The sequence below is a fragment of the Weizmannia sp. WK01 genome (genome assembly GCF_025905465.1).
GTDB classification, from domain to species: domain Bacteria; phylum Bacillota; class Bacilli; order Bacillales; family Bacillaceae_C; genus Weizmannia; species Weizmannia faecalis.
Genome location: NZ_CP109616.1, coordinates 3,161,725 through 3,178,902, shown reverse-complemented (window position 1 = coordinate 3,178,902; position 17,178 = coordinate 3,161,725). Strand labels below are relative to the sequence as shown.

Here is a 17,178-nt window from a genome sequence, read left to right as displayed (position 1 = left end):
TCACAGGGTAAGGCTGCTGAACAAGTCAAAGCCCAAAAGCTATCCGGATGTGGAAACGTAAATGGTGCGGGTACATGGAATGAAAGCAAATCACCTTACCACGGGAGGTCTCACGGACAGGTGGAAACAGAGTATGAAACCTGGTTGAAACAAGATTTGCCGTGAGAAGTCAGCAGAAGCCATAGTACGGAGATGCCTGGAGCATCGAAGGAAGGGCTGAACTAAAGGAAGTGGAAGTCAATGAAAGTTACCGAAGAAACGAACAAATGCAGAAAACAGGAAGAAACCTGCTGTCAAAAAGATACTGCGGAACAGGAAGGATATGGCAGAGGGCATAGTTTCAAGAGGATAACTGAAAACAACACCACTAACACCAACAGACAGAACGAATGGATGCTCGAACGAATCCTTTCAAGTAATAACCTGCACCGTGCCTATAAAAAGGTAAAGAAAAACAAAGGTGCGGGCGGTGTCGATGGAATGAAAACAGGTGAACTTTTGGCATACCTAACTGAACATCAGAGGGAACTCGTCCTCTCCATTCGAAATGGGACATACAAGCCCCAACCCGTTAGAAGGGTAGAAATTCCAAAAGACAACGGGAAAACAAGGAAACTTGGAATACCAACGGTAGTAGACCGAGTCATCCAACAAGCCATTTCGCAGGTCCTAGTCCCTATATATGAAAGAAAGTTCTCAGACAATAGCTATGGTTTCCGACCACATAGAAGTACACATCAGGCACTTCTCAAGTGCCAAAAGAATGTAAATGAAGGATACCAGTATGTAGTAGACCTGGACTTAGAACAGTACTTCGACACGGTAAACCATAGTAAGCTTATCCAGATATTGAGTGAAACAATTCACGACGGACGTGTAATCTCCTTAATCCATAAATTCCTAAATGCAGGTGTTATGATCAAAGGAATAAGGACAACAAATGATTTCGGTGTTCCACAAGGAGGACCACTAAGTCCGCTTCTTGCCAATGTAATGTTAAACGAATTGGATAAAGAAATGGAAGCAAGAAATCACCGATTTGTCCGTTACGCTGATGATGTGATCATATTCTGTAAAAGCCGAAGAAGCTGCGAAAGAACATACCATAACATTCTCCCATTCATTGAGAAGAAATTGCGACTCAAAGTGAACCGAGAGAAGACGATGATCACACATATTAGAAACATCAAGTTCCTGAGTTATGGATCTTACCTTTATGAAGGAAAATGCAAATTCCGGGTACACCCGAAGGGTGTTCAAAAATTAAAGGAGAAAATTCGCAGAATCACAGGAAGAAGCAACGGATTAAGCGTAGAGGAAAGAAAGAAAAGGCTAAACGACACTGTCCGAGGATGGGTAAATTACTACAAGCTAGCGGATATGAAAAGTCTGGTAACCAGACTGGACCAATGGACACGAAGAAGAATGCGAATGGTAACTTGGAAAAGATGGAAGAGAGTACGCACAAGATTTTATTGGCTCAAGAAATTAGGGATCAATAAAAGAAAGGCGTGGGAATGGGCTAACACAAGAAAAGGCTACTGGAGAATCTCCGGCAGCCATTTCTTAGCTAGAACCCTTACAAACGAACTCTTCCGAAGAGCAAGGTATATAAGTTTTCTGGATTACTATCTGTCTGTACGGTCGTAAACTTTAGAACCGCCGTGTACGGAACCGTACGCACGGTGGTGTGAGAGGTCGGCTAATCAAATAATGATTAGCCTCCTACTCGATTTTATACATCAAATATTTTTCCCGTTTTTTCTTCCAGGTCCCCAAGTCCCTTTGCCATTTTCGGGCAATGGTTTTAAGGGAGGCGCCACGGTTGATATCCTGCCTGACCCAGCCGTTTCCAATCAGCTGATCAAAATAGGAAATGCCGTTTTTGTCTTCTGCCCGGAAAGTAAATTGGCCGGGATACAGGTCATGGATTGTTTTGACGATTGCAATGCCGGTTTCAACAGACTGGTAAACATTACGGTCCGTGACATGAATTTGGATCCCGTTTGCGAGCTTGCCGGCCCATTTTGAGGTTGTTGGTGTGAAAGATGCGCTTCGGAAGCGGACGCCCGGCAAACCGAGGGCATTCAATTTCTCCGCCAGCAAGTCCCCGTCAATGAACGGTGCCCCGATTAACTCAAACGGGCGGGTCGTCCCCCTGCCTTCCGAAATATTTGTCCCTTCAATGAGTGCCGCACCAGGATAGACGATCGCCGTGTCCAACGTCGGCATGTTCGGGGATGGCATCACCCACTGGAGCGGGGTGTCATCCGCGTACATATCCCTGTGCCAGCCTTTCATCGGCACAACTGTAAGATCCGCTCCGATTCCGCATTCTTTGTTAAAATATTTAGTAAGCTCTCCCGCTGTCATCCCGTGGCGGAGCGCGATCGAATACATTCCGACAAAAGAGGAGTAGGCTGGATTAAGCACCGGCCCCTCGACTTTCGTGCCGCCAATCGGGTTCGGGCGGTCGAGCACGATGAACGGAATGCCTTTTTCCTTCGCTGCTTCCATCGCATAAGCCATTGTGTAAATATAAGTGTAAAATCTTGCGCCAACATCCTGAATATCAAAGACAAGCACATCGACATCCTTCAGCATTTCAGGTGTCGGCTTTTTCGTTTCACCGTACAAACTGTAAACCGGAAGCCCTGTTTTCGAATCGGTATAAAACGGTACATAGGCACCGGCGTCCGCACTGCCGCGCACCCCGTGTTCCGGGCCGAAAAGAGCGGTTAGATGAATATCCGGATTTCTGGCAAATCTGTCCACGATACTGTTTAACGACTGGTCGACACCGGTCGGATTTGTGATCAGCCCGACCCGTTTCCCTTTCAGCAAATGGACCTTCTCTTTTAAAAAAACATCGACACCGAGCTGAAAAGAAGGGTGTTTTTGTTTTTCGCGTGGCTGGTTGCTCCGGGCCGCATGCACCACGGCCAGGCAGCTGAAAGCGATCATAAGTGCCAATACGGCAGCGAGCCTTTTCATTCCGGTTCCTCCTCGTATAATAAGTTTAAATCCAAAGTGGATGTCAATTTCCAGTTCATTCTGCTGCTCATTGACAAGTGAATATAAGATTTTGTATTCCGGGCTCGCCCGGAATACAAGTTCGGACTTGGACGCTTCGCGATGTTCCCGGATAATGGTCTTAGGATCGTTTGGGTCAATGCTTCCCCTCCTTGTAGCCTGACTACTCGAAAAGTCTGCATCCCCAGGTTCTTGCTTGAACGTCTAACCCGTAGGCCGTTCCTCCGGATCTCCGTGCTGGAAATGAGCAGTTCCAGGCAGCCCACGGCCCGGATGAGTTCTCATACGCGAGGCTGACAGATCGGCAAGCCATCTGGGGATATCCCGAAGCGTCCGATTCCATCGATCCCAATACAGAGAGGAGGAAATCATATGCCCTTATTTGTCGGTATTGACGTGAGCTCCAAAAACCTCGATGCCTGCCTGATGGATGGAATGGGGGAAACGTTGGCCACCCAAACGGTGACAAACAATCTTCCCGGTGCCTCTGAGTTAAGAGACGCCATCCTCCAACATGCGGAGGCGGATGACACCATCCAGATCGCCATGGAGGCCACATCTGTGTATAGTTGGCACCCGGCAATGTTTTTCCATGAAGATCCCGAGCTGAAACAGCGTCGTACAAAGGTGTTTACCCTGAATCCGAAGCTGGTGAGAAATTTCAAAAAGGCTTATGCCGAGATGGACAAGACCGATCCCAAAGATGCCTGGGTAATTGCGGACCGCTTGCGTTTCGGGAGATTGCCGAAATCCGTGATTCAGTCAGAACAATACCTTGCCCTTCAACGGTTAACACGGATGCGCTATCACCTGATTCAAAGTTTAACCCGGGAACAACAGGTATTTTTGAATCATCTGTTTTTCAAATTCAGTGCCTTTAACCTTGAAGTGGATACACCGGTCTTCGGCCATGCCATAACGGAATTTTTGCTTGAGGCCTATAGCCTCGATGAAATTGCCCAAATGCCTCTGGAGGACTTAGCGATGTATCTCCAGACCAAAGGCCATGGCCGCTTTAGCGATCCCAAGGATTTGGCCGCATCCATCCAAAAAGCTGCCCGGTCCTCTTACCGGCTTTCTAAATGTGTGGAGGATTCGATTGACTTGGTCCTGGGCAGTTCTATTGAGATCATCCGGCATCTTAAACGCCAAATCAAGGATTTGGATAAGGCGATTGCCCGCGTTCTTGATGGAATCCCGAATACCCTCCAGACCATTCCGGGAATAGGCCCGGTGAGCTGTGCTGGGATTCTCGCTGAAATCGGCGACATTGAGCGCTTTGACGACCAAGCCGCGATCGCAAAATTTGCTGGATTGTTCTGGCCCCGCCACCAATCGGGTGATTTTGAGGCTGATGACAAAATGCTTGCGCGTACAGGCAATCGTTATCTCCGGTATTACCTGGTTGAGGCTGCCAATCTGGTCCGGCGACACGAACCTGAGTACCGCGCCTTTTACCAAAAGAAATATCGTGAGGTGCATAAGCACTCACACAAACGCGCCCTCGTCTTAACGGCAAGAAAACTGGTGCGCCTGATCGATGCGCTGCTCCGCAACGATCAAATTTATGCGCCGAAAAAGAAGGTGACGCGATGAGGTAACCAGGTAACCATCATCGATAGCCTGAACTTGAAAACTTCCAGATTATTCCAATTATCTGGAGGCTTAGTTCAGTATTGCCATTTTTACGACATAGAGCCAACAAAATTTCCAATTCACTTGTTTTTAACCCTTGACATCACACCGTAGGACTTTTAACGGTTCCGCAAAGTCCAGTCGCGGCTTGTAAAAGATACTTTCACAGTTTTACCGTGAGATACGACGGACGGATGGAGCACATACCAGCCGCGGCCGTTCACTGATCCGTCGGTTTCATACACAAAGCGGATATGTTTCGTGCCGGCAGGGAGTGGGATGGACATCTGCCGCCAGTTGCCGCTTGATCCGGTTAAAGCATTGCCGGCTTTCGTCCAGTTTTTCCCGTCCGTTGAAACCTCCACTTTCCCAAAGTCTGCGTTTTGTTCCATTCGGTACCAGGTCCGGAAATGGAGAAACGCCGGCCTTTTCAAGTCAACATCTGCCTCCAGCACAGCTTTTCTATTATCGCCGTAACCGGCAAACCATGCGCCGTGTTTATCCGGAACGGCAACCGGGATGGCGTCCGCAGCAAGCCGGGCAACAGATCGCCTGATTCCGTTTGTCGAGACAGTGTTCCGGGTCGGATGGACGCGGTTGGTCAATAAAATGACCGTTGTTTGGTTTTTCGGGCTGATCACCATTGATGTGCCGGTGTAGCCGGTATGGCCCATTGTATTTGTATCGGAGAGCGCATCCATGTACCATCCCTGGTTTAATTCAAAGCCGAGCCCGTGATCATCGCCGGGAAAAGCGCTGTTCATATTCTGTTCCATCAGCCGGACCGTTTTCGGTTTTAAGATCCGGGTGCCCGCATATTTGCCATTTTGTAAAATCGTTTGTGCAAGTATAGCAAGGTCATGTGCGGTGGAAAACACGCCCGCATGCCCGGCAACGCCATCCAGCGCCCACGCGTTTTCGTCATGCACCTGCCCCCGGATCATTCCTCTTTCAGTCCACGGCTGAAATTCCGTTGCGGCAATGCGCGTTTTTAACGAAGCGGGCGGATTATACATCGTATCGCACATGCCGAGGGGGCCGGTAATATGCGTTTTTACATAAGCATCCAGCCGCTGCCCGCTCAAAACTTCAACCAAAACGCCAAGTGTAATCATGTTTAAATCGCTGTACGTATACGTCGTTCCCGGGGGATTTTGCAGTCCGTGTTTCAGAACAATTTCGAGTCGGTCTTTGCGGGAAGTTCCCATTTTATAAACCGGGATTCCCGCCTCAAACCCGGAAGTGTGTGTCATCAGCTGGCGGATGGTCACGTTCTCCTTTCCGTTTTCCGCGAATGCAGGAATATACTTTGCGACAGGGTCATCAAGCGCAAATTTCCGCTTTTCAAACAGCTGCATGGCTGCAATGGATGTAAACAATTTGCTGATCGAAGCAATGTCGTAAATGGTGTTTGTTTTTGCAAGGACCGGGACGGATGCTTCTGTAAACTGGTCGTCTGTATAACGGTATGCATAGCCGTATGCCTGTTCTTTTACAATCGTGCCTTTCCTTGCGACAAGCACAACGGCGCCCGGCATGACTTTTTGCGCAATCGCGTCATTTACCGCTTTGTCAATGTCTGTGAGCGGGTCTTGGGCCATTCCGGCAGATGCGGGTGTTCCTTTATGCAGTACTGCTGAACTTTTGCCGGGCGCATCCCAAGAAAATGGGTGGCCATGATATCCGGATGCAAAGGCAAGAGACGGGATGGACCCGACTGCCAGCAAAAGAATGCATCCAACCCATAAAACGAATTTTATCCCTTTGTTCTTCAACCAAGTTCCCCCCTTTAGTAATGAAGACCGTGGCCGAACGGTTCGTACCCCGGAATGGTGACGGGCAATTTGCCGCCAGGGTTGATTTCGCCTGTGAGCGCTTTTGCAGCAGATTGCACAGAAACGCTGCGGTTTCCGTAAGTCAGAAGATTTGCGTCCACATCAGGTGCACTCATAATGTCATAAGGATTGCCCATTGAAACCATTACGACCGGTTTGCCTGTTTTTTTCAGCGCTTTTAAAAATGCCTGTTGCGCGGTGTTGGTATTTGCATTGTAAGCGGCGGCGACAATCACGTCGGCATTTTGTGCTTTTTCTACTGCCACAGCGGTTTCCTCCTGTGTTGGCGAGGCCGTTGTGCTCGTATTGCCGATTATAAACCCTTTTTCTTTCAGAAGGTCGGCAAGGCGGCTGCTGTTTGCAACAGATGGGCCGGTTACGAATATTTTTTTCGTTTTATTGAGCGGCAATATTTTATTTTCGTTTTTAACCAGTGTAATGCTTTCGTCCGCCATTTTTTGGGCGGCTTTCAAATGTTCGGGGGTACCAAAATTTCTTAACGCTTTTTCAGATGTAAATGGGTTCCGGACAATGCCGCGTTCATATTTCACCCGTAAAATTCTCGCGACAGATTCATCCAAGCGTTTTCGGCTGATTTCACCGGTTTTCACTGCATTTCGCACAGCATTCCAGGCAACTTCCACATCGGGCGGGTTGAGTAAAATGTCTGCGCCTGCATTGAATGCTGCTACCGGCACTTTGTCGGGGGCAAAGACGTTTGCACCGGACATATCGAGGCTATCGGTCACAATCAGCCCGTCGTAACCCAGTTTTTCACGGAGGAGGCCGGTCATGATCTTTTTCGAAAGCGTCGCCGGCAGGCCGGAATCATCGAGTGCCGGTACAACAATGTGTGCGGTCATGATTGCATCCACGCCGGATGCGATCGCGGCCTTAAACGGTTTTAAATCTACGTCATTTAATGTTTTCAAGTCGTGATGGATGATAGGCAGGCCGTAATGGGAATCGACATTCGTATCCCCGTGGCCCGGAAAGTGTTTGCCGGTAGCGGCCACATTTTGGCTTTGAAATCCTGCGATTTGGGCAGTGCCAAGTGATGCGACAAGGTTCGGATTTTCTGAATAGGAACGGACGCCGATCACCGGGTTGGCCGGATTTACATTGACATCGAGATCCGGGGCAAAGTCCATATTGATGCCGAGACTTTTCAGTTCCACTGCCATGATCTCTGCAGCTTTTTTTGCGTTGGCTGCAGACCTGGTTGCGCCGAGTGCCATATTCCCCGGGAAAACAGTTCCCGGTTCGAGTACACGGGCAACCGCGCCGCCTTCCTGGTCTGTGGAGATAAAGAGCGGAATGCGGGGCTTTTGTTTTAACGCAATTTTTTGCAGGCCGTTGGATAACTGCTGCACTTGTTTGGCATCAACAGGGGTGCTGATATTGTCCGACCAGTTAAAATAGATGACGCCGCCAATATGGTATTTTTCGATGATTTCTTTGAAGTTTGTACCGCCACGCCCTTTTTCGATATTCGTTTCGGCGTAAGCGGGGTCCTCCGGTGTTTTTCCGTAAGCATGAACAATGAACAGCTGCCCGACTTTTTCCTCGACCGTCATTTTTCTCAATTCATGGGACACCCAGCGTTCTTCTGCCCTTGTTCTCCAATGCCCATCCTGTTTCGCTTGTACACGGAAGCCGGGCATAAGTGAAAACAACAACGCAAAACAGACGACAAACAATCCGGATCTTTTCAAAAACGCCACCCCTCCCTTTTGTAATCCCTTTCATTTTTAGTCTACCAGCCCAAAGAAGCCTGTCCATCCGTCTTTTTGCTTATGTTTTCCAGGCCGGAATAGTTTTAATATAGATGTTCATTCGGATAAACAGCACCGCCAAGAAAATGGAAAACCAACCGGAAAGTTTTTGGATAATATTGCAAAATGGGGGCAGACACAGGAACGATGGAAATGATGAAAGCAGAGTAGTAGCTAAAGTGAAAAAGTGCCCGAATCTCTGGTAGTATTGGGGTTTGTTCAGAAAAAACAACCAAAAAGGAGGGAAGAGATTCCCTCTTTTTCAAAAATTAGAATTGTTATCCAAAAAGGATACAAATGGAGTGCTGATTGCTTGAACAATTGCATCCTTTGAGCAAAATATTTGTGTATCTGAGATAGAACTGGTAAATTGTCCCTGATTATTCCGTTTCGGGTTTTTAGATCTCCTTTATTTGCTGCTTTTCCGGGCCACAACACACTTTTTTAAATAGGGCTTGCTGAATAAGCGAAATTCCTGAATTAGCAAGGATGCTGACAGCTTTGGCAAAAAGTCAATGCAAGGGTTTTACAACAAACCCAAGAAAAAGTTTGCACGCGAAAGCCGATTCAACGTAATGGAGAAGACAAACTTACGCATTTTCGCATATATTTTGCGACGGAGTTTGCAGACAAATTGGGTGCAAATTCAGAATCGGATTCGTTCAGCAAGCCCTAAATATGCGCCTGGAAGCAATGCAATTGAACCTGAATTGATTAGTGCTTAGGAAGTGTTCGGCGCGGATCCGGGCAAAACGATTCGTTTGAAAATGGCATGCTAAAGGAGGGCGTCATGTTCGCAGTTTTTTCAGGCATTGCAATTGGATTTGGTTTGGCTGTACAAACAGCTATCAATTCCCAATTAAGAAAGTTTGTTGTATCTCCCTTTTTGGCTTCCATGATTTCATTTCTGGTTGGAACTGTCTTTTTGGCCGCTGCAACAGCTGTAAGCCGGACACCTTTAGGGGTACCTACCAGTCTTTTCTTGAACCAGCCTGTTTGGATCTGGTTTGGTGGTATTTGCGGTGTGATCGGGCTGACTTCCAATATTCTCCTTTTTCCCAAACTGGGAAGTGTACAAACGACTGTCATGCCAATTTTAGGCATGATTCTCATGGGGATGCTCATCGACCAATTCGGCTGGTTTCACTCTATTAGACAATCGTTCGGCATAAACAGGGCGATTGGCGTATTTCTTGTCCTTGCAGGGGTAGTGTTTGCAGTCGTTGTCCCGGAAGCCATTGCAAAGCGCCATTCTGCCATAGAAGAGCGAAAGGGAGAAAATATATGGATTTGGCGGCTGTTGGGAATCACGGCCGGTATGATTATGGCTGTCCAGGCAGCAATAAACGGAAAGCTGGGCACAGTGCTCCATTCTCCAGTTCACGCTGCCTTCATTTCATTTTTTGTCGGTTCTGTGGTGCTCGTCCTTATCGTTGGCATAAAAGACCGCAGTTTTATGAATATCAAGGAGCCGGTTAAGCAATCCGCTCCATGGTGGGTATGGCTTGGCGGCATCATCGGCGGGCTGTACATTTTGATTAACGTGTTGCTTGTCGATCATATTGGCACAGGGCAAACCGTGATCCTGGCACTGTTCGGCCAGATTGCCGGAAGCCTTGTAGTGGAACGATTCGGTCTGTTTAAATCGTTAAAGAGAAGAATTGTGCCCGTCCAAATATTGGGCCTCGCCATCATGCTTTCCGGTGTAATTTTAATCAAGATGTTTTAGTTCATACCTGTTCTGCTTGTTTTTCCAATTGCGCAATCCCCGGCAGGAAAAACAGGTTCAAAACATGTGCATCATTTCTTTTAACGAATACGGCATTTTTCCAGCCCTTGCTCCGGCTGCCTGAAGTGCAGGTAATCTGCCTGTACTTTTTGCCCATCTTTTCGGCTTTTGCGGCTGTGCTGATTTCTTTGTCGCCTAAGAGGAACAGGCTGATGATTCCGATGCTGTGGTGTGTAAAGTCGCCTTCAAAAGCAATCCCCGACAGCCTGGACATGTATTTTGCCATGCCCATTCCCTTGGGCGGTGCTGTAAAGGTACGCTTTTGGCGAAGAGGATGAGACAAAAAGCGCGCCTTTATAACCGGCTGGGCTTGAACCCCGCTGTTTCAAAGGCATCATTTAACAAATTTCAAATGAAGGTTCCGGAAAGTTTATCGTGTTCTAAGCAAGTCTATTTTTTCTTTCCTTTAAGTGCTTTTTTGGGGATGCTATGGCTTATTTTCGTTTTCGAATGGGCGTGTGCCGTGGTTTTTCAAGTCACGATTACGTTCTGTAACCCATAACCATATTCCCCCTATAAAGATGGAAAATGCCAGTAATAAAAAGGGAATTCTATAGCTTTTAAAATAATCTACTAGAATTCCGAACAAAGCCGGCGAGATAACAATGAAAAACTGATTCAAAGTTAATGCAAAGCTCACGGTTAAACCGATAAAATGCGGGTTTGATTTTTCTGACACTAAAACAATAAATAAACTGAACCATCCCATTCCTAGAAATCCAAGCAGGAAACATAATAAGCTGGTGATCCATAAAGGAATAGAGGCTGGGAGAAATACCAAACAGGCTATACATATTACCGTTAACCAAATGGTGAGTTGTAATGGCTTGCTTCGATTCCCTTTAAATACGGTATCACTGATCCAGGCCAATATGACTCTTCCAACCATCCCTCCTACTAAGGCTAAACTTAAAAATAGCCCTGATAGGTTCAGACCGAATTGTAACGTATTCGTAAGATAGCTCATTAAATGGGCTACGATAATCAATTGTAAGGAAATCATCGTAATACCAATAAAAAACACAGGATAAAGTTCAGCGTTGTTTTTTATTTTGTTTATTTTTTCCATGAAGCCGTATTGCGCTTTTGGATTCTTGTTTTCTTGCCGGTCTTTGTAAAAAATGAGAAAAATGAATCCACCCAAAATAGCCACTGTGGCTTGCGCCAAAATGGCTGCCGATAACCCATAACGAAAATAAAAGTAAGGTAAGATGGCTGAGGCTAGTGCTCCGCCAATGGGGATGCCTGTTTGGCGGATTCCCATTGCCAAACCTCTGTGCTGGTTAGGAAACCACTTTATAATTGCGCTGCTTCCTCCTGGCTGTGCCGTTCCGTACCATATCCCTACAAACATTAAAATGATTAATAACCATACATATTTGTCTGTTGTAGAAGCGATGAATACATTCATTCCGAGAAGGATTGAGCCTGTTCCGACTATCCACTTTTCTCCATACTTATCCATCAGGTTTCCGAAAATAAGCATGGAAAAAATGGGGCCAATGTTCACTGCTGATACGATTAACCCTGTCTCGAACTGAGATAAGCTATACTGTTTTTGATAAAAAGTTGCCAATGGTCCCATCCCATAAGTGACAAACGTAGCACAAGTTTGTGAGAATGTTGCAATAAAAAGAATCACCCATTTATATGTATGGTTTTGAGCCATTGGGCGTGGTAGCATCATAAATCCCTTCCTTTCTTATTACTATACTATAAATAACTTATTGAAAAATCATACCCGGTATAACAACAAGGAAAAGACTGCAATACTCTTTAACAAGCAATTTGCAGCCTTTCTTAAATGTTATTTTAACCATTTGACTGAAATTTTCAAATTAAACCGCAGCTGATGAAAAAACAGGTTTAAAAACGCGTTCTTTTACATGGTTAAGATTGCGGTGGTTCCATAGGTTTGGGGCCACAATAACACGTTGCACCCATCGAAGTAGGCCACCCTATTCATCAAAACTGGGTTTAGAGGAATCACGTGAATGAAGTGTAAAACGATTATCAATATACACCAGACGGCCTGGAGATACATTAATGCCAAAGGATACTTTGCGTATTGCATTATGAAAATTATTCAAAGCATTAGCTGCTGTATCATTGATTGGCCTAACCATGTCAGGATAGAAAGCAACGGCTACCTCTGGAAGGCCGATGTTACCCTGAATAAGTGGTACTAACTCCGTTTCTTGCAGTTCACCCGGTATCGATGAACGCCAACGATATGGAACCTTGATATGATAGAGTGGCAATGACAGTTGATCAATATCGTTTTGCGACAAGAGAGCTAGTGCTTCGCGAGCATCAGAAACTCTGGTGAGAGGTCGTTCCGGATCATGACGTACACCCATTAGGATCAAACCACATGGAGAAAAGTTCATATTACCCATAAAATTTAAAGCAGCGTTCTCTATGTGGAAATCCAACTCAACTTCTGATCCAAGGCCGGTATATTCTTTCTTTTCTTTTATGGAGGGAATTAAATTATTCACAATATTATGCCCTTCATGTAGCATTGAATATGGCTCCCCCACTAATGCTCCCACTGCCATTATCAAATTTTCGCTAATGAATCCTGTCTTAGCCTCCGGTGTGAACACCTGTGGATGGGGAGTATACAGGACTGAATCATCTACTGGTAGATTTTCCAAAACCGTGATGTCAATGCAGAAGAGACAACTACTGATGAAAAAAAAGCCAATACTTTCAGCTGCACGTGATTGAGGACGATATTTACCGGGATTTATGGATCGATGAACCCGCCCCGCCCCCTTTAAAAACATTTGATCCACAGGGACAGGTATTGTATATTGGAAGTTTTTCGAAAACAATTGCAGCCGGTCTAAGGATCGGTTGGCTGGCAGGCCCTGAAAGTGTAATAAAACGCCTCAGTGACTTAAGAATGCAACTGGATTACGGCTCCAGCTATGTGTCGCAAATGCTGGTATTAGAAATGCTCTCTTCGGGATTATACGATAAACATATGGAAAGGACCAGAACCCGGTTGAAACAAAAAAGAGATTTTCTATTACAATTGCTAAACCGGCATTTGGCAGATTATGCAACGTGGTCCAAACCTTCAGGCGGATTTTTCATATGGGTAGCTTTTAAAGGTAATATAGATACAAGAAAATTATTCAAGGAATGTTTAAACTCTGGCGTATTGATAAATCCTGGATTTATTTATGATGATCATCACCATACGGTTCGATTGTCCTTCGCATATCCGAGTTTTGAAGAAATGGAAGAGGGAATCCTGACAATGAAGGCATTACTAGCTGATTACGGTTAATCAAACATCAATGCTTGTGCTGAAAATTTGTGGGGGCTGTTTTTTATTCTGTTACAGGTGCCAAATGGCATGGGCGTCTTTTTGTTTCAGCTTCCTGCTACATAAGTGAGCGTGTTTTTGATTTTGAAGAAATAAAAAAACAGGCCCTCCTTATCAGAGCCTGTTTTTTATCATTTTCTATATTAAGCTTTTTCAACGTTTGCAGCTTGCGGTCCGCGAGCACCTTGTTCAACATCAAAAGATACTTTTTGACCTTCGTCTAAAGTTTTGAAGCCCTCACCTTGGATAGCAGAGAAGTGAACGAATACATCGTCTGCACCATTTCGTTCAATAAAGCCAAAGCCCTTATCTGCGTTAAACCATTTTACTGTACCTTGTTCCATTTATATTGCCTCCTGGTGTGCAACTGCACACAATGTGTTACTATCCTTGTCCAAGGTGGTCATCAAGATGAAAAGTCATTCACTATGCCATTCTTTACACCGAACAAAAATAATTCTTCTTTAGTATACCTCAGGCGGGAGGAGATTGCAACTATTTTTTAAAAAATTGTTGTAATCCATCCGCCTGTGCATGGATGGGCAGCTTTAAAAGAAATCATTTTCATGTAAGGGGCAACACAATTTGCAAAACCATTGTATTTTTTCAAAACAATAAATAAAAATGACCGTGTTTTTGCTATAATAGACAAGTAAAATACTCGATAGGTGGGGCCGTTATGAAAATAGTATGTACTGGGTACGGGATATTTGCACCAAATACGAGGAGCATTGATCAGTATTTGTTTAACTTGAAAAACGGCGTTTGTACATTAAAAGTGGTGGAGGGCATGGGGCCAAAAGGAGAATCAACCATTGCTGGGCTTATCCAAGATGAAGACCTGGAACAAATAGAAGCAGATGATAAACTAAAGCGCCTCCCGAAAGTAACAAAAATGGGGGTTGCTGCAGTAAAAGAAGCAATTGCGTCTTCCGGGCTGGATGTCCGGCATAAAAAAGTAGGCTTGTTTTTTGGATCATCCCTTGGTGCTACGGGAGAGAAACTGTACCAGGATTCCATCCACTACGCCAATCAAGAACTGTATCGAAAAGTATCACTCATCTTCTCCCACTATGCGAATTACCATAGTATCACGGCTGCCATTGGCCATTATATCGGGGCTAGGGGCGTCGAAAAAACGATTACAACAGGTTGCACATCCAGTTTGGAAGCAGTAGAAGATGCAATCCTTTACTTGAAAAGTGGAAAAGTGGATGTGGCCATTGTTGGCGGAACGGACAGCCCTATATGTAATGCGACGACTTATGCGTTTGCAAAAACAAAAACGATCCCGCTTAACCAGACGCTTGAAGAAGGCGCTGTGCCGTTTCAAAAAGGAAGCAAGGGGTTTGCAATGTCAGAAGCGGCAGGGGCAATCGTGCTGGAAAGGGAAGAAGATGCCGTTCAACGAAAAGCAGATATAAAAGGCGAAATAGTTGATGTCGTTTCCAATAATGATGGGATCAATATTTTTTCATTGGACGAATCCGGGGACCAAATGTTAAACGCATTAAAAGAAGTCACAATGGGAAGAATGCCGGATTACATCAACAGCCAGGCACTTGGCATTGAACTGAACGACCAAATCGAGCAGCGCTGTTCCAAACAGTTGTTTAACCATGAAGTTCCCTATACTTCAATCAAAAGCATGTATGGCAATCCTTTTGGCGTCATTGGCATATTACAAGTCATTTCATCGCTTTTAAGTTTGCAATACGGCTTTATCCCGCCAACAATCCGAACAACCAGACGCGGGTATGAAGAAATGAATATTATAACAGAGACCATCTATCGGGAGGTTCATGAAGTGGCCATCACCAACCATGGATTTGGCGGCAATAACGCATGTGCCTATATGAAGAAATACATCAAGAGTTAGAAAGGGGATGAGGTACTATCGTTATTGGGGTATTGATTTTTACGATAGGATTCATTCCGATTGTCCTGGCCGTGAGCATGCAATCATTATATAAAGAGTTAAAGCTGTCTTTGGTATTGGGATTCTATATGCTTTTGATCACGGCCTGGCAATTCGATATCGGCGTCCTTTTTCTCGGAAAAGTATTAAGCAAGGAAACGATCCTTGTTCTTTTTAAATTTCTTCGAGGCGGGACGACTTTTTCCATACCAGTTGTATATTACATTGCTTTTTCTATTATAAAAGGCCAGCCGACACTTCTGGCAGGACGGAAATGGCTGGACAAACTATCGAATGTTTTACTCAATCAAAAGGTTTTATATTTTTTAATTTTCTGGAGTACGGTTATTTATTTTATAAACTGGACAAGTTTAGGTACAAAAGACCTGTATGTGGCGCATAAAAATGGAGAAAATGCCATCTTTTTATTTCCTGAATACGGGCCGCTGATCTGGCTGTATATTTTACATATGGGCAGCTTCTTACTGTTTTTAATCCTTATATTTTTGATGACGAAAAGAATGGTAAATCAAAATATGAAAAGATTCTTGGCAAGGTTTAGCCTGTATTCCCTGCTTTTATACATATTCGGTTTTTTAAACTTCTCTCCTGAAACCGGCGGTATTTCCAGCAGCATCGGGGTGATCATTTTCTCAACCTTGATCGTCATGGAGTTCATAAAGTTAGGTGCCAATATAAAGGCGAACTATTATGAACTTATGGAAAGGCAGATGAAATTGGATTATACCGGCAACTTAGCCGGAAGTTTGATTCATGAAGTAAAAAATGCGAATCAAATCATTAAGGGCTTTTCCCAAATGTTAAATGCAAGCGCCGGTATGGATGAAAAAGATAAAGTTTATTTGAATATGATAGAAAAATCCTCTGAGCATTTAGATGACTTAGTAGATAACTACAAGACGTATTTGAAGTCATCTTCCACCACTTTTAAGAAAGAAAATCTGGAATCGATTATCAGGGAGTCTCTTGCGTTTTCCCAAGTCATTTTAACAGAACATCATATTGAAGTTGAACTGAAGAATTGTTATCATTCCCTTGATGCGTACGTCAATAAAGCAAACTTGAAACAAGTTTTTATCAATCTCATTAAAAACAGCATAGAGGCGATTCCTGAAGATAGAAAAGACAAGAGAATTGCGATCCAGATTGAAGTGGACCAGGAAATGATTATGATTCATTTTAAAGATACCGGCACAGGGATTGGGCAGGAACAATGGGAAAGTGTTTTTAACCCTTTTTTGTCGTTGAAATCTGAAGGAATGGGATTAGGCTTGCCTTATGTAAAAAAGATCGTTATAGAGCATCTCGGCAATATCCGGATCGTTGAAAGTTCAACGGAAGGAACCCATTTTCAAATTGAGATTCCACAAAACGGGATATTAAACATGGACTAGCACTTCGCTTTTGGAAAACGGGCCGGAGCCTGAAATGCGCGGCAACCGCCAAATCTGGCGGGGATTTCCATCGTATTGCCATCCAAAACGGCGGGCAACATAAAGTGTCCCGCCGTTTTTGCACATCGATTTTTTTCCTGCTTTTGCGCCCAGCAATGCTTATTGGCTGACCTGCTTCCGCAAAACCGTTTCTTTCTAACCGTGCTTTCCGGATGGTTTCAGCGCACGGAACAACAGCGCTCTCCCGCTGTTGCGGAAGACCTGATTGACTCAGGAATCGTAACGGCCATTCCAATTCCTTCCAAACCATCTTGTTTACTCATTATACTATACCGGCTGCGACAATTTTCCTATGAAAATACATATTACACTAAAAATATAGAAAAATCCCTGGCCGGCTTGGTAAAATAGTATCAGGGACAATTTTTGAAGAAAGTC

At 44.8% G+C, this 17,178-nt stretch carries 13 protein-coding genes; 6 read left to right on the top strand and 7 right to left on the bottom strand.

Going from position 1 to position 17,178, the window contains the following annotated elements; translation table 11 throughout:
* Nucleotides 1-240: 240 nt before the first annotated feature.
* The gene (gene ltrA / locus OF158_RS15105) at nucleotides 241-1,650 is read left to right on the top strand and encodes a group II intron reverse transcriptase/maturase (protein ID WP_048339778.1); all 1,410 of its coding nucleotides are present in this window, start codon (nucleotides 241-243) and stop codon (nucleotides 1,648-1,650) included.
* A 75-nt stretch (nucleotides 1,651-1,725) separates the two neighbouring features.
* Here the strand turns inward: ltrA and OF158_RS15100 are convergent, their stop codons facing one another.
* A complete protein-coding gene (locus tag OF158_RS15100) occupies nucleotides 1,726-2,994 on the bottom strand; it encodes an exo-beta-N-acetylmuramidase NamZ family protein (RefSeq protein WP_035183423.1) in 1,269 nt (422 codons plus the stop codon).
* 411 nt (nucleotides 2,995-3,405) lie between these two features.
* Here OF158_RS15100 and OF158_RS15095 point away from each other — a divergent pair, with 411 nt between their 5' ends.
* Nucleotides 3,406-4,629 carry an IS110 family RNA-guided transposase gene (locus OF158_RS15095; RefSeq protein WP_014095555.1) on the top strand — a complete coding sequence of 408 codons (1,224 nt, stop codon included), beginning with the start codon at nucleotides 3,406-3,408 and terminating at the stop codon, nucleotides 4,627-4,629.
* A 158-nt stretch (nucleotides 4,630-4,787) separates the two neighbouring features.
* Here OF158_RS15095 and OF158_RS15090 read toward each other — a convergent pair whose 3' ends face one another.
* Nucleotides 4,788-6,443, bottom strand: coding sequence for a serine hydrolase domain-containing protein (locus OF158_RS15090; RefSeq protein ID WP_035183428.1), 1,656 nt, complete (start codon nucleotides 6,441-6,443; stop codon nucleotides 4,788-4,790).
* Nucleotides 6,444-6,457: 14 nt separating this feature from the next.
* On the bottom strand, nucleotides 6,458-8,227 hold the full coding sequence (locus tag OF158_RS15085) for a glycoside hydrolase family 3 protein (RefSeq protein ID WP_225620923.1): 1,770 nt from the start codon (nucleotides 8,225-8,227) through the stop codon (nucleotides 6,458-6,460).
* An 841-nt stretch (nucleotides 8,228-9,068) separates the two neighbouring features.
* Between OF158_RS15085 and OF158_RS15080 the strand changes: the two genes are divergently transcribed.
* Complete coding sequence (locus OF158_RS15080) at nucleotides 9,069-10,007, top strand: DMT family transporter (RefSeq protein ID WP_035183429.1); 939 nt, start codon at nucleotides 9,069-9,071, stop codon at nucleotides 10,005-10,007.
* Nucleotide 10,008: 1 nt separating this feature from the next.
* Here the strand turns inward: OF158_RS15080 and OF158_RS15075 are convergent, their stop codons facing one another.
* The 3 genes from OF158_RS15075 to OF158_RS15065 all read right to left on the bottom strand — a co-directional run bounded on the left by OF158_RS15075 (nucleotide 10,009) and on the right by OF158_RS15065 (nucleotide 12,592).
* Nucleotides 10,009-10,293 (bottom strand): hypothetical protein, encoded by a 285-nt coding sequence (locus OF158_RS15075; protein WP_017552335.1) that lies wholly within the window; start codon nucleotides 10,291-10,293, stop codon nucleotides 10,009-10,011.
* 201 nt (nucleotides 10,294-10,494) lie between these two features.
* The gene (locus OF158_RS15070) at nucleotides 10,495-11,754 is read right to left on the bottom strand and encodes an MFS transporter (protein ID WP_017552336.1); all 1,260 of its coding nucleotides are present in this window, start codon (nucleotides 11,752-11,754) and stop codon (nucleotides 10,495-10,497) included.
* A 271-nt stretch (nucleotides 11,755-12,025) separates the two neighbouring features.
* Nucleotides 12,026-12,592 carry a Fe(II)-2OG oxygenase family protein gene (locus tag OF158_RS15065; protein ID WP_017552337.1) on the bottom strand — a complete coding sequence of 189 codons (567 nt, stop codon included), beginning with the start codon at nucleotides 12,590-12,592 and terminating at the stop codon, nucleotides 12,026-12,028.
* A 200-nt stretch (nucleotides 12,593-12,792) separates the two neighbouring features.
* Here OF158_RS15065 and OF158_RS15060 point away from each other — a divergent pair, with 200 nt between their 5' ends.
* The gene (locus OF158_RS15060; protein ID WP_017552338.1) at nucleotides 12,793-13,368 is read left to right on the top strand and encodes an aminotransferase-like domain-containing protein; all 576 of its coding nucleotides are present in this window, start codon (nucleotides 12,793-12,795) and stop codon (nucleotides 13,366-13,368) included.
* A gap of 182 nt (nucleotides 13,369-13,550) precedes the next feature.
* Here OF158_RS15060 and OF158_RS15055 read toward each other — a convergent pair whose 3' ends face one another.
* Entirely contained in the window at nucleotides 13,551-13,751 is a 201-nt protein-coding gene (locus OF158_RS15055; RefSeq protein ID WP_017552339.1) for a cold-shock protein, read from the bottom strand.
* A 335-nt stretch (nucleotides 13,752-14,086) separates the two neighbouring features.
* On the opposite strand from OF158_RS15055, the gene OF158_RS15050 reads away from it, so the two are divergent.
* A complete protein-coding gene (locus OF158_RS15050; RefSeq protein ID WP_017552341.1) occupies nucleotides 14,087-15,286 on the top strand; it encodes a beta-ketoacyl synthase N-terminal-like domain-containing protein in 1,200 nt (399 codons plus the stop codon).
* A 32-nt stretch (nucleotides 15,287-15,318) separates the two neighbouring features.
* A complete protein-coding gene (locus tag OF158_RS15045) occupies nucleotides 15,319-16,740 on the top strand; it encodes a sensor histidine kinase (RefSeq protein WP_017552342.1) in 1,422 nt (473 codons plus the stop codon).
* Nucleotides 16,741-17,178: the final 438 nt, after the last annotated feature.

Coding starts and splice junctions, on each gene's coding strand:
- ltrA (WP_048339778.1), top strand. CDS start 241: ATGAAAGTTACCGAAGAAACGAACAAATGCAGAAAACAGGAAGAAACC.
- OF158_RS15100 (WP_035183423.1), bottom strand. CDS start 2,994: ATGAAAAGGCTCGCTGCCGTATTGGCACTTATGATCGCTTTCAGCTGC.
- OF158_RS15095 (WP_014095555.1), top strand. CDS start 3,406: ATGCCCTTATTTGTCGGTATTGACGTGAGCTCCAAAAACCTCGATGCC.
- OF158_RS15080 (WP_035183429.1), top strand. CDS start 9,069: ATGTTCGCAGTTTTTTCAGGCATTGCAATTGGATTTGGTTTGGCTGTA.
- OF158_RS15075 (WP_017552335.1), bottom strand. CDS start 10,293: ATGGCAAAATACATGTCCAGGCTGTCGGGGATTGCTTTTGAAGGCGAC.
- OF158_RS15070 (WP_017552336.1), bottom strand. CDS start 11,754: ATGATGCTACCACGCCCAATGGCTCAAAACCATACATATAAATGGGTG.
- OF158_RS15065 (WP_017552337.1), bottom strand. CDS start 12,592: ATGCTACATGAAGGGCATAATATTGTGAATAATTTAATTCCCTCCATA.
- OF158_RS15055 (WP_017552339.1), bottom strand. CDS start 13,751: ATGGAACAAGGTACAGTAAAATGGTTTAACGCAGATAAGGGCTTTGGC.
- OF158_RS15050 (WP_017552341.1), top strand. CDS start 14,087: ATGAAAATAGTATGTACTGGGTACGGGATATTTGCACCAAATACGAGG.